The following is a 12,826-nucleotide window of genomic DNA, read 5'->3' as shown; positions in this document are numbered from 1 at the left end:
TCCTCGTCCCGGGACTAAGCCGGCGGCACGAGATCGGGGTGGTCCTTGAGCAGCCCGGGCGGAGCCGCCTGGCGCCAGGAGTCGACGACGATCGCACGGAGCTCGTCCGCGTCGTCGAGCGCGGCCAGGCGCACCCGTACCCAGGCGAAGGACGCCTCGTGGCCCGCGATCCAGAACTTCCCGGGCTCGGCAAGGACCAGCTCGTCACGCTCCTCCTTGGGGCAGCGGACGGCCATCGACGTCTGGTCGTCGGGGAGGGTCAGGAACATCTTCCCGCCGACCCGGAAGGTGGGCATGGCCCAGGCCTCCTTCTCGGTGGTCTGCGGCAGGGCGAGGGCGATTGCGCGGACTTCGTCGGACGTGCTCACCCCCCGACCGACGACAGCCCTCTGACATCGGGACTCGACGCGGACGCGCCGGCCGCCCGGGCGTAGGCTTCCCTCAGCACGGACGCGGCGGTGGGGGGCGGGGCGCATGACGGCTGGGACGGCACCGAGGTGGAGGTCGACCCTCGATTCGGTCGTGGTGTACGCACAGGGCGCGGTCTGCCGCCGCCTGGTCCGGGGCAGCGTTCCGCCGGACGGCCGGGTGCGGGTGACCGGACTGCCCCGCTCGCTGGACCCCGGCTCCCTGCGGGCCCGTGTCCTCGGCGCCCCCGGCGTGCGCGTCACCGAGGCCCGGGTGGAGGTGGAGGCCGAGCCGCTCGCCGGCCGCGCACCCGACGGTTTGCGGGGTGAGGTCGAGCGGCTGCGCGAGGAGTACGCGGCGGCGCAGGGGCGCAGGGACCGGCAGTTGGGCCTGATCGACGAGGTCAGGGCCCTGCATCCGGTACCGCCGGCCCGCCGTCGCGAGGACCCGCACCGGCGCACCCCGGTGGACGCGTGGCTGGAGCTCGCCGAGTTCGTCGACGAGCGGCTGACGGGACTGCACGCCCGCCTGGCCGAGCTGGAGGAGGCCCTGCGCCGTGTCGAGCACGAGCTCACCGTCGCCGCGGACCGGCTCGCCCGCGCCTCCACCGACGCCCCGGCCGCGCACGTGCAGACCACGGTCTCGGCGGTTGTGACCCTCGACGGCGCCGCGGACGCCGAGCTGGAGCTGGAGCTGGAGTACGGGGTGCCGGGCGCCGTCTGGGTGCCGGCCTACCGTCTCACCCACTGTCAGGGCGAGGACACCGGCCGTCTGGTGATGCGCGCCTCCGTCGCCCAGTGCACCGGCGAGGACTGGACCGGCGTACGCATCGCCCTCGCCACCGCCGACCTCCGGCGCCGCACCGACCTCCCGAGGCTCCGTTCGGTCCGGATCGGCCGCCGTCAGCCCGCCCCGGCGCCCACCGGCTGGCGCGAGCCTCCGGCCGGGCTCGCCGATCTGTTCACCGGGTACGAGGCGGCCGCGCCCCGCCCGGCCCCGCCCGCGCCGGTCCGGGCTGGCTCCCCGTCCGCTCCCGTACCGCCGCCGGCACCTGCGCCCCCGCCAGCACCGCAGGGCTACGGCGGGCCGCCCGCAGCGCCGTCGGCGCCCGGCGGTCCGTACCCCCCGCCTCCGCAGCTGTTCGGCGGGGCGCCGGCCGCCCCCCTCGCGCAGCCGGCCCCGGCGCGACCGGCCGGCAGGCCGCGTACCGGCGGCGGGTCCTTCGCGGGCGCTCCCGCCCCCATGGCGCCCGCGGCTCCCGGAGCGGCCGTACCGCCCCCTCCCCCGCCCCCGCCGGCCGGTCCGCCGCAGCCGAGCGGCGCCGAGCTCGACTACGCCGCCCTCGTCCTGTGCGGCCCCGACGAGCACGGCGGGCGCAGGGGCCGGCTGTTCCCCGAGTCCCCCTCCGACGCGGTGGCGGCCGAGTACCGGCGCCGCGCCGAGGCGGTGGCCGGGCTGCCGCTGCCCGGACACGCCGTGCGGCCGCGCGAGTCGGCGGGTTCGTTCGACCACCGCTTCGACGCCGCCGCCCGGGCCGACATCCCGTCGGACGGCACCTGGCACACCGTCACGGTGGCGGAGCTGCCGGTCGTCGTGCGCACCGAGTACCTCTGCGTGCCGTCCGTGGAGCAGACCGTGTACGCCGAGCTGGTGCTCTCCAACGCCACCGACCAGGCCCTGCTCGCCGGCCCGGTGGAGGTCACCGTCGACGACGACTTCCTGCTGACCACCGCACTGCCCACGCTCGCCCCCGGCGGTGTCCGCCGGGTGGGGCTCGGGCCGGCCGAGGGCATCCGGGTCACCCGTCGTACGAGCCTCCACGAGTCGACCTCGGGCCTGCGCAACAACATCACCGTGCTGGACCACCGCGTCCGCGTGGAGCTGGCCAACCGGCTCGCGAAGCCCGTCACCGTCGAGGTCCGCGAGCGGGTGCCGGTCACCTCCGACCCGGACATCCGGATCGTGGAACGGGCCGGCTGGACGGCGCCCGACGACGGTGCGGGCCCCGAGCACCATGCCGCGGGCACCCGCATCCGGCGGGTGGACCTGCCCGCCGGCGGCACCGCCGCCCTCGACGGCGGCCACGAGATCCGCATCCCGGCCGGCAAGGCCCTGGTCGGCGGCAACCGCAGGAGCTGACACACCATGTCCACGGCCCCGAAGCCGATCGCCCTCCCCGTCACCGCCGTCACCTGTCTGGAGGACCGCGCCCACGTCGAGCGCGTCACCGAGCTCGACCTGGAGGCCGGTGTCCGGCGGCTGCGTCTCGGACCGGTCAGTGCGCTGGCCGTCGACCGTACGCTCCATGCCGAGCTCACCGCCGAGCACGCCACGACCGTGCTCGACGTACGGCTGGTCCGCAGCTGGACGCCGCGCGGGCCGCTGCCGTCCCCCGGCGAGGACTCCGCCCTGCGCCGCCGCCTGCGCACCCTCGAAGAGGAGCAGCTCGCCCTGGGGCGGCGGCGCGACCGGCTGCACTCCCGCCTCGACCTGCTGGGCCGCCTCGCCGCCGATCTGCTGAGGGACATCGGTGAAGGCGCCGGCTCCGGCGAGACGGAAGGGCCCCGGTGGGCCCGTGAACTGGACCGGGTGGACGGGGAACGAGACGCGTACGGCGAGGAACTCCGCGTCGCGCAGGCCCGGCTGGACACGATCGCCGTGGAACTCGCCGAGGCCCGGCGGGCCATGGACCTCTCCGAGGAGGAGCCCGCCGAGCTGGTCGGCCACATCGAGCTGACCGTGGAATCCGCCGTGGCCGGGCCGGCCCGGCTGCGCCTGAGCCACCTCACGCCCTGTGCGCTGTGGCGGCCCGCCTACCGGGCCGTGCTCGACGGGGACGCCCTGACGCTGGAGACCGACGCGATGGTCTGGCAGCGCACCGGCGAGGACTGGTCCGACGTACGGCTGACGTTGTCGACCGCCCGGTCGGCGCTGGCCACCGAGGCCCCACGGCTGGTCGAGGACCGGCTGATGCTCGCGGACCGCTCCGCCGCGGAGCGGCGCACCGTCGACGTCGAGCTGCGCGAGGAGGAGATCGGGGACCTCGGGCCGGCGCCGGTGCTCGGCCTGCCGGGGGTGGACGACGGCGGCGAGGCGCGGGTGCTGCGCTCCCCCGCGGCCGTCTCCGTGCCCGGAGACGGCCGCGCGCACCGGGTGCCGCTCTCCGCCTTCACCGCGGCGGCCGGAAACGAGTACGCCTGCTCGCCCGAGCTGTCCCCGCTGGTCACCGAGGTCGTGCGGTTCGACAACCTGTCCGGCCACGCGCTGCTCGCCGGTCCCGTGGACCTGGTCCGCGGCAGCGGTTTCAGCGGCCGCGGAACGCTGGACTTCACCGCTCCCGGCGCCCCGGTGGAGCTCGCCTTCGGCAGCTGCGACGACCACCGGGTGGTGCGCAAGGCCGAGGAGTCCCGTGAGTCCGCCGGAATCACCCAGCGGACCGTGGTCACGCGGACGGTCCGGCTCCACCTGTCCCGGTTCTCCGCCCCCGGCGAGCAGGGGGAACGGGTGGTCGTCCTCCGGGAGCGGATCCCGGTCTCGGAGGTCTCGGCGGTGGAGGTACGCCTGCGCAAGGACGCCTGCTCCCCGGCACCAGACGCGGTCGACGCAGAGGGCATCGTCCGCTGGGACGTCAGGCTCCCGCCGGGCGGCCGGCGCACCGTCACCCTGGTCTACGAGCTGTCGGCGAGCGGCAAGGTCGTCGGCCTCTGAGGGCTGCGCTCCCCGGCCGGCCGGAAGTGCTCTGCCCGTTGACCAGGAGCGACCGGGCGCGTACCCGCGGCGCACGGTCCCCATGACCTGGAGCGGTCCCCGGCGATCGAACATACGATGGGCGGGAACCGGCGCGGGCGCCTCGCCGTGCCCGCCCAGAGCACTCGGGGTGGAGACGTATGGCACAGCCCGCCGACACAGCGCGGACCGTCATCCTGACCGTGGACGACGACCCGGGGGTCTCCCGCGCCATCGCCCGTGACCTGCGGCGCCACTACGGCGCCGGGTACCGGATCGTGCGGGCCGAGTCGGGCGAGTCCGCGCTGGAGGCGCTGCGCGAGCTGAAGCTGCGGGGCGACCTGGTGGCGGTGATCCTGGCCGACTACCGCATGCCGCAGATGAACGGCATCGAGTTCCTCGAACAGGCCCTCCACGTGTACCCGGGCGCGCGGCGCGTGCTGCTGACCGCGTACGCCGACACCAACGCGGCCATCGACGCGATCAACGTCGTCGACCTCGACCACTATCTGCTCAAGCCCTGGGACCCGCCGGAGGAGAAGCTCTACCCGGTCCTGGACGATCTGCTCACCGCCTGGCGCTCCAGCGACTACCGGCCGGTACCGGCCACCAAGGTGGTCGGACACCGCTGGTCGGCGCGCTCCTCGCACGTACGGGACTTCCTGGCCCGCAACCAGGTGCCGTACCGCTGGTACTCCTCCGACGAGCCCGAGGGACGGCGACTGCTGGAGGCGGCCGGGGCGGACGGTGAACGGCTGCCCCTGGTGATCACGCCGGGCGGCACCGTGCTGATCGAACCGGAGGCGCCCGAACTCGCCGCCCGGGTGGGGCTCGCGACGACGCCGGCCGCCGACTTCTACGACCTCGTCGTCATCGGCGGCGGCCCGGCCGGGCTCGGCTCTGCCGTGTACGGGGCCTCCGAGGGGCTGCGGACCGTACTGGTCGAGCGGTCGGCGACCGGCGGGCAGGCCGGCCAGAGCTCCCGCATCGAGAACTACCTCGGCTTCCCGGACGGCGTGTCGGGTGCGCAGCTGACGGAACGCGCGCGCCGCCAGGCGGGCAAGTTCGGCGCGGAGATCCTCACGGCGCGCGAGGTCACGGGGCTGGAGGTCAGCGGCGCGGCGCGGATCGTCCGCTTCTCCGACGGCTCGGCGGTCGCCGCGCACAGCGTCATCCTGGCGACGGGGGTCTCGTACCGGCAGCTCCCGGCACCGGGCTGCGACCACCTGACCGGCTGCGGGGTGTACTACGGCTCCTCGCTCACCGAGGCGTCCGCCTGCCTGGGGCAGGACGTGTACATCGTGGGCGGGGCCAACTCCGCCGGGCAGGCGGCGATGTACCTGGCGCGGGGCGCGAAGTCGGTGACCCTGCTGGTACGCGGGGAGTCCCTGGCGGCATCGATGTCGCACTACCTGATCCAGCAGATCGAGGAGGCGCCGAACATCACGGTGCGGACCCGGACCGTCGTCGAGGCGGCGCACGGAGAGGAGCACCTGGAGCAGCTGACGCTGCGGGACGTGGTGAGCGGTGCGAGCGAACGCGTCGACGCCCAGTGGATGTTCGTCTTCATCGGCGCGGCCCCGCTGACCGACTGGCTTGACGGCACGGTGCTGCGCGACGAGCACGGCTTCATCCTGGCCGGGCCGGACCTCACGCCCGACGGGCGGCCGCCTGCCGAGTGGGAGCTGGACCGGCCGCCGTACCACCTGGAGACCAATGTTCCCGGCGTGTTCGTGGCGGGCGACGCGCGCGCCCAGTCCGCGAAGCGCGTCGCGTCCGCCGTCGGAGAGGGAGCCATGGCCGTGATGCTCGTCCACCGGTACCTGGAGCAGTCATGAGCGGGCAGGTCATGCCCTGCAGCCCGCAGGAGATCGGCTCGCTGTTCCTGTTCGAGGAGCTCTCCCCGGAGCAGCTCGGGCGGCTGTGCGCGGAGGGGCGGGTGGAGCGGTTCGAGGCCGGACCGGTGTACACCGAGGGCGATCCGGCCACCTGCTTCTTCGTGATGATCGAGGGCACCGTCGTACTGTCCCGCCGGGTCGGCGGCGACGACGTCGAGGTGAGCCGCACCTCGCAGCGCGGCGTGTACGCCGGGGCCATGCAGGCCTACCTGGGTGACCGGGTGCCGCAGACGTACAACAACTCCATGCGGGTGACCGAGCCGACGCGGTTCTTCGTGCTGCCGGCGCAGTCGTTCGCGGACATCATGCGGGAATGGTTCCCCATGGCGGCGCACCTGCTGGAGGGGCTGTTCTTCGGTTCGAAGAACACCCAGCGGGCCATCGGACAGCGGGAACGGCTCCTCGCGCTGGGCTCGTTGTCGGCCGGTCTCACGCACGAGCTCAACAACCCGGCCGCGGCTGCCGTCCGCGCCACCGCGATGCTGCGGGAACGGGTCGGCAAGATGCGGCACAAGCTGGCCGTCATCGCGCAGGGCCCCTATTCCCGCGAGGCGCTCGCCGGCCTCATCGACATACAGGAGCGCACCGCCGAACGCATTGCCAAGGCACCGGTGTTGAGCCCGCTGGAGGCCTCCGACCGGGAGGACGAGCTCGCCGACTGGCTCGACGACCACGGCATCCCGGAGGGATGGCGGGTCGCACCGGCCTTCGTTCAGGCCGGGCTGGACACGGACTGGCTGGAGCAGGTCGCGGCGGCCGTGGCCGAGGACATCCTGCCGGGAGCCATCGGCTGGCTCAACTACACGGTCGAGACCGAGCTGCTGATGGACGAGATCGACGACTCCACCACCCGCATCTCCCACCTCGTGGACGCGGCCAAGCAGTACTCGCAGCTCGACCGCGCCCCGCACCGGGTCGTCGACGTCCACGAACTCCTCGACAGCACCCTGCTGATGCTGTCCGGCAAGATCGGCCCCCGGGTGCGGGTGGTCAAGGAATACGACCGCTCGGTACCGGACGTGCCCGCCTACCCGGCGGAGCTCAACCAGGTGTGGACCAACCTCATCGACAACGCCGTGTCCGCCATCGGGAGCACCGGGGGCGACGGCACGCTGACGGTCCGCACGGCGCGGGAGGGGGACCGGCTGCTGGTGGAGTTCCGCGACACCGGGCCCGGCGTCCCGGCGGACATCCGCAGCCGCATCTTCGATCCGTTCTTCACCACCAAGCCGGTGGGCGAGGGCACCGGTCTCGGTCTCGACATCTCCTGGCGCATCGTCGTCAACAAGCACCACGGCAGCCTCCAGGTCGAGTCCGTGCCGGGCGACACCCGGTTCCAGGTGCTGCTGCCGCTGACCGCCCCGGACCCCGGAAGCAGGACGGAGACCGGCCCCGAGACCACCCCTGCGAGCACCACCGGAACCACCGACGGAACCACCCCCGAGACCACCGCCGATACCACCACCGGAACCGAGTCCGCCGAGGAGCCCGTATGACCGGCATCAAGGGAATCGATCCGAACGTCCCGCCCAGCGGCACCGGCTGCGTCGAGTGCGACGCGGCGGGCGGCTGGTGGTTCCACCTGCGGCGCTGCGCCCAGTGCGGCCACATCGGCTGCTGCGACTCCTCGCCGGCCCAGCACGCCACCGCCCACTGGAAGTCCACCGGTCATCCCCTGGTCCAGAGCTTCGAGCCGGGCGAGGAGTGGTTCTGGGACTACGGCACGAACGCGCTCTACGAGTCGGGGCCCGAGCTGACGCCGCCGGGCGGCCACCCGGCGGACCAGCCGGCGCCGGGACCGGCCGGCCGGGTCCCGCAGGACTGGGCGAGCCGGCTGCACCGCTGAACGCCTCGGGGCGGGGGGTCAGGACGGTCCGTGCTCCGTCCACGGACGGAGCTTCTCCGGGTTGCGGACCGCCCAGATGCGGGTGATGCGGCCGCCGTCGAGGTCGAAGGCCGCCACGGTGACGGTGAGGCCCGCTTGTTGGGCGACGAGCCCCGGCCGGCCGTTGACCGTCCGCTCCAGCAGCGTCATCCCGGGGGCCTTGTCGGCGATGTGGACCAGGTACCGGGCGATGCGCTCGCTGCCCTCGACCGGGCGCAGGACGGCGCCGACCAGCCCGCCGCCGTCGGCGGTCATCGTGGCGTCGGGGTCGAGGAGGCCGACGAGGGCCTTGATGTCCTTGGCCTCCCACGCCGCTTTGAAGTTCCGCACCAGACCGGCCTGCCTGGCCGCCGGAACCGCCGGGGCCTGCGCGGAGCGCATACGCCGCCGGGCCGAGGACGCCAGCTGCCGGCAGGCCGCCGGCGAACGGCCGACGATGTCGGCGACCTCGGCGAAGGGGTACCGGAAGACGTCGTGCAGGATGAACGCCACGCGTTCGGCCGGCGTCATCGCCTCCAGGACGACCAGGAAGGCCATGTTCACCGACTCGTCCAGGGTGACCCGGTCGGCGGGGTCGGCCGGCTCGGCCCGGCCGGCGCCCGCCCGCCCGCTGATCCACTCCGTACGGTCGGGCAGGGGCTCGGGTATCCACGCGCCCACGTAGCGCTCGCGGCGGACCCGCGCCGAGCCGAGCAGGTCCAGGCAGACCCGGGTGGTGACCGTCGTCAGCCAGGCGCCGGGCGACTCGACGGCCTGCCGGCGTTGGCGCGGCATCGCGTACCAGCGGGCGTACGTCTCCTGGACGGCGTCCTCGGCCTCGGCCAGCGAACCGAGCAGCCGGTAGGCCAGGTTGATCAGATGCCGCCGTTCGCCGACGACCTCGCTCAGCCCGGGCTCGGCCCGGTCGTGCCCTGTGTCGGTCGGGATGTTCATGGTCGCGACGCTCCCTGGTCCTTGTCGTCCGGCTGCGCTCTGGCTGCTTCGACGAAATGCCGTACGGGATGGTGAGGTTGGCCCTTCACCTCACATTTCACGGACCCACGTCGTCGGAGTACCGACACCGTACCGATGCACCGCCGCGAGGCAGAAGAGGGGACCGCGCCATGACCGCCCAGACGACGGCAGGACACCGCAGCTCGACGTTCCTGCAGGTCTCGATAGCCCTGCAGACCCTGGCCATCTTCTTCCAGGCGGTCACCGCCGGACTGCTGCTGTCCACGTCCTACGGCGAGACGCTCCACGGCGTCGGAGCCCGCGTGATGTACGGCGCATCGATGCTGTACGTGCTCGCGGCGGTCCTGGCATGGCGGCCCGGCGGCGGATCGGCCCGCCCCATCGTCCACGCGTCGGGTTTCCTCGTACTCGCCTCGGTGCAGGTGGTGCTGGGCATCGCGCACAGGCCCGCCCTCCACGTGCCCCTGGGCGCCTTGATGTTCGGCCTGAGCGTGCTGGCGCTGGCCCCGGCGCTGTCCGCCGCTCGTCGGCCGGATCACTCCGGCACCCGGTGACGGGCAGGTGTTCTCGCCCTCGGTCCCGGTGGCCACGGCGGAGCGGATCCGAGGCTCCGCCAGGGGGACCCACCCGCACACATGTGCCGGCGCCCCGGGGCCGGGATCGACTTGCGCGCAAAATCGAACAGGTGGCCTAATCGAGCCATGGCGCGAACAGCTTTCCCCGACGATCTTCTGCTCACCCAGGTCCACGTCATCCGGACCTACACCGCTCTCGCACAGCCGCCCGGCGGCCACACCACCGACCTGCGGCACCAGCTGATCGAAGGCCTGCGCCGGCTCTACGCCCACCCGTACTGGACGGAGCCCGGCCACTCGTACGCCGACCTCGTGGACCTGCGCCGTGCGGCCAGGGACCACGCCTGGGTGGAGGCGGCATGAAGGACCGGTACCGCCTAGGCTGGTGATGTTGCCCTGGGTCTTCCGACGACAGGAGGGCAGGCCGTGGAACGAACCGGAATCCGGCTGCGCCGGGTCTGCGTGGCCGCTGCCGCAGCAAGTGCGCTCCTCGCACCGGCCGCAGCGGGCTCCGCGTACGGAACGGGCTCCGCATACGGGGCGGCCCCCTCGGGGCAGTCCCTCGCCACGGCCCCCTCACCGGACACCGACGGCACGGGGACGTTCCGGGAACTCACCCCCGCCGTCGCGGCGGAGCTGGACGACGCCGTACGGGACGCCATGCGCACGACGCAGGTGCCGGGCGTGATCGTGGGGTTGTGGGCCCCGGGCAAGGGCAGTTACGTGAAGGCGTTCGGGGTGGCCGACAAGGCGTCCGGCGCGCCCATGACCACCGATCTCTACATGCGCATCGGCAGTGAGACCAAGACCTTCACGGTCACCGCCCTCCTGCGGCTGGTCGACCAGGGGAAGATGCGCCTGGACGACGCGATCGGCAGCTACGTCAGCGGTGTTCCGAACGGCGACCGCATCACCCTGCGCCAACTGGCGGGCATGCGCAGCGGGTTGTACAACTACGCCAACGACGAGGCCTTCAACAGGCTGCTCGACACCATGCCCGCCAAGCCCTTCACGCCGCAGCAGTTGCTGGACTACTCCTTCAGGCATCCGGTGCAGTTCGAGTCGGGCGCGAAGTTCGAGTACTCCAACACCAACATCATCCTGCTCGGTCTGGCGATGGAGAAGGTCACCGGCCGGCCGTTCCAGGAGATCCTGAAGGAGCAGGTCCTGGAGCCGGCCGGCCTGCACCACACGTTCTTCCCGACCGGCGCCGAGTTCCCCGAGCCGCACGCCCACGGCTACACCGCCCAGACGACGTCCGGCAAGGTCGAGGACTCCACCGCCATGAACCCGTCCTGGGGCTGGGCCGCGGGAGCCGTCATCTCCGACCTCCAGGACCTGCGCAGCTGGGCCCGTACCGTCGCCACCGGAACGCTGCTGAAGCCCGCGACCCAGGCCGAGCGCCTGAAGACCACCCCGACAGGCATCCCGGGGGCCGGCTACGGCCTGGGCATCTTCGACGTCAACGGCTGGATCGGCCACGACGGCTCCCTCCCGGGGTACGAGAGTCTGGTCGTGTACCTGCCCGAGGGACAGGCGACCATGGTCATCCTCCTCAACACCGACGTGCTGACGGAGGGCAAGGAGCCCAGCGCGTTCCTCGGCCAGGCGGTCACCAACGTCGTGACCCCCGGCCACGTGTACCCCGGCCGCAAGCCCCTCGTCCCCCGGAGCAGCTGAGGGCCACGCCGCCGGGCGTCAGATCAGCACGATCCACCAGATCACGATCAGCCAGAACAGGAAGGGCACGACTTCAGGCGCAGGTGACCGTCACTGCGGCGCTGCCGCCGTTGCCGGAGAAGCCGATCGTGAAGCGGCCGTTCGCGGGCAGCTGCTCGGTCCGGCCGCCCAGCGTGATCACCTGCGAGGTGCCGGCGGCGAGGGAGCCACTGCCCTGGCTGAGCGTGACCCCGGCGGGAAGCCGGCCGGCCGACCAGTTCAGGTTGCCGCCTCCGCTGTTGCGGACCACCAGGGTGTTCGGCCACTCGCCGTTCGCGCAGTACTCCTGGACGCTGGTCGGACGCAGCGTCAGCACCGGCGCGGCGGCCGGAGCGGGCGTGCTCGACGGCTTCGGCTGGGTCGGCTGCACCGTCCGGGCCGGCGCGGGGCTGCTGCCGGTGCGGGCGGGCGGGTTGGCGGCGACCGGCGTCGGTGAGTCCGTCCCGGCGGGCGGGGCGCTCCCGCCGGGTACGGGTGCCGGGCTGCTGCTGTCGGAGGAGGCCGAAGGGGCGGGGGCGCCGGGCAGGCCGGCCGGTGCGACACCGGTGGGCGAGGCCACCGCCTGCGGCAGGGTCGCCGGGTCATGGCCCAACTGCCGGCCCACGACCGCCCCGCCGACGGCCACCACCATGACGCCGCCGATGATCAGCGCCATGGTCTTCATCTTCTTCTTGGCACGCTTCTGACGCGACTTCTTGTCCGGATGTCCGGTACGGCCGCCCTGGACGATGATGCCGTGGCCGACCGCCCGGGGATCGTCCTGCTTCGGCCCGATGGCCCGGGGGTCACCATCGCCCCCACCGACACCCCGCCCGCCCTGAACGATGATCCCGCCCTGCACGATGATCCCGTCACCGCTGGGGCCGATGGCGCGGGGGTCGTCCTGCTTCGGACCGATCGCCCGGGGGTCGTCCTGCTTCGGGCCAATGGCCCGGGGGTCATCCTGCTTTGGGCCAATGGCCCGCGCCGGGCCGGCCGTGTCCGGAGCCCCGTGCCCTCCCTGGACGATGATGCCGTCCTGGGCCAAAGTCGGGTCGGTGAAGCCGCCGTCGGCGCCCGGGACGGGCCCGTGGGACGCGCTTGACGCGTGCTCGCCGCCCAGGTGCTCGGTCGCGGGCGAGTCCATGCCCTCCGCGTGTGCGTCGCCCGCCGCGTCGTTCTCCGGACGGGACGCTTCCTGCTCACCTCTACCGTCGCTCATGGCGCGACATCCCCCTTCGGTCACATGCCGAGACGAGTGGTCGGTGCGGGTCCCGCTGCCACGGACACGGCCATGACGACGAGGCTGCTCCTACTGAGCCAGTTCGCGGCCACGAGGTCCAGCCTGGTGACGTGACGACAACGTCCCGATTTCGTACCGGAATCCCCAGGGCACGACCAACGGTTCCACCCTGCCGGGAGGCCGTCGCCGAAGTGGTGAGGGGGTGGCCGACCGCGGCAGCACCCATAGCGAGACCGTATGGATCACGCGCGGGTCAGCGGGAGTACGGCCATCGGCCCGCGCGACACGCCCACCAGCCGGCGCGCCGAGACGGCAACCATGCACCTCCCCATACGCCGCGGCCGCCAGGTTCGGCTCACCGGAGCAGGCCGAGTTCCCGCACGGGCAACGCCGCACCGCCGATTCCTCGTTGCGACCCTCGCACGCGCGCCAGGATGCT

Annotated in this window: 11 protein-coding genes; 8 read left to right on the top strand and 3 right to left on the bottom strand. The window is 73.2% G+C overall.

Translation table 11 applies throughout. The features are described 5' to 3' along the window. Nucleotides 1-14 precede the first annotated feature (14 nt). Nucleotides 15-368 carry an MmcQ/YjbR family DNA-binding protein gene (locus ABZ128_RS05305; RefSeq protein WP_356846147.1) on the bottom strand — a complete coding sequence of 118 codons (354 nt, stop codon included), beginning with the start codon at nucleotides 366-368 and terminating at the stop codon, nucleotides 15-17. Between the two features lie 106 nt (nucleotides 369-474). Between ABZ128_RS05305 and ABZ128_RS05300 the strand changes: the two genes are divergently transcribed. The 5 genes from ABZ128_RS05300 to ABZ128_RS05280 all read left to right on the top strand — a co-directional run bounded on the left by ABZ128_RS05300 (nucleotide 475) and on the right by ABZ128_RS05280 (nucleotide 7,878). Further along, entirely contained in the window at nucleotides 475-2,547 is a 2,073-nt protein-coding gene (locus ABZ128_RS05300; protein ID WP_356846146.1) for a DUF4139 domain-containing protein, read from the top strand. 6 nt (nucleotides 2,548-2,553) lie between these two features. Next, entirely contained in the window at nucleotides 2,554-4,116 is a 1,563-nt protein-coding gene (locus ABZ128_RS05295; RefSeq protein ID WP_356846145.1) for a DUF4139 domain-containing protein, read from the top strand. 179 nt (nucleotides 4,117-4,295) lie between these two features. Continuing rightward, nucleotides 4,296-5,972 (top strand): FAD-dependent oxidoreductase, encoded by a 1,677-nt coding sequence (locus ABZ128_RS05290; RefSeq protein ID WP_356846144.1) that lies wholly within the window; start codon nucleotides 4,296-4,298, stop codon nucleotides 5,970-5,972. Continuing rightward, a complete protein-coding gene (locus ABZ128_RS05285) occupies nucleotides 5,969-7,528 on the top strand; it encodes an ATP-binding protein (RefSeq protein WP_356846143.1) in 1,560 nt (519 codons plus the stop codon). Before ABZ128_RS05290 ends, ABZ128_RS05285 begins: the two co-directional genes overlap by 4 nt. Beyond that, on the top strand, nucleotides 7,525-7,878 hold the full coding sequence (locus tag ABZ128_RS05280) for a UBP-type zinc finger domain-containing protein (protein ID WP_356846142.1): 354 nt from the start codon (nucleotides 7,525-7,527) through the stop codon (nucleotides 7,876-7,878). The genes ABZ128_RS05285 and ABZ128_RS05280 overlap by 4 nt, the downstream gene beginning before the upstream one ends. 18 nt (nucleotides 7,879-7,896) lie before the next feature. Here the strand turns inward: ABZ128_RS05280 and sigJ are convergent, their stop codons facing one another. After that, nucleotides 7,897-8,850, bottom strand: a complete 954-nt coding sequence (gene sigJ / locus ABZ128_RS05275; RefSeq protein ID WP_356846141.1) for an RNA polymerase sigma factor SigJ — start codon at nucleotides 8,848-8,850, stop codon at nucleotides 7,897-7,899. A 170-nt stretch (nucleotides 8,851-9,020) separates the two neighbouring features. On the opposite strand from sigJ, the gene ABZ128_RS05270 reads away from it, so the two are divergent. From ABZ128_RS05270 to ABZ128_RS05260, 3 genes are all read left to right on the top strand, one after another. Beyond that, nucleotides 9,021-9,425, top strand: coding sequence for a hypothetical protein (locus ABZ128_RS05270; RefSeq protein ID WP_356846140.1), 405 nt, complete (start codon nucleotides 9,021-9,023; stop codon nucleotides 9,423-9,425). 147 nt (nucleotides 9,426-9,572) lie between these two features. After that, nucleotides 9,573-9,809, top strand: a complete 237-nt coding sequence (locus tag ABZ128_RS05265) for a hypothetical protein (protein WP_356846139.1) — start codon at nucleotides 9,573-9,575, stop codon at nucleotides 9,807-9,809. 63 nt (nucleotides 9,810-9,872) lie between these two features. Continuing rightward, nucleotides 9,873-11,126: a serine hydrolase domain-containing protein gene (locus ABZ128_RS05260; RefSeq protein ID WP_356846138.1), complete on the top strand. Its 1,254-nt coding sequence runs from the start codon at nucleotides 9,873-9,875 to the stop codon at nucleotides 11,124-11,126. Between the two features lie 73 nt (nucleotides 11,127-11,199). Here ABZ128_RS05260 and ABZ128_RS05255 read toward each other — a convergent pair whose 3' ends face one another. Further along, complete coding sequence (locus ABZ128_RS05255) at nucleotides 11,200-12,366, bottom strand: hypothetical protein (protein ID WP_356846137.1); 1,167 nt, start codon at nucleotides 12,364-12,366, stop codon at nucleotides 11,200-11,202. Nucleotides 12,367-12,826: the final 460 nt, after the last annotated feature.

The sequence above is a fragment of the Streptomyces sp. NPDC006326 genome (assembly GCF_040612915.1).
GTDB lineage: Bacteria > Actinomycetota > Actinomycetes > Streptomycetales > Streptomycetaceae > Streptomyces.
The sequence above is the reverse complement of the archived record's forward strand: the minus strand, read 5'-3'. Positions and strand labels throughout refer to the sequence as shown.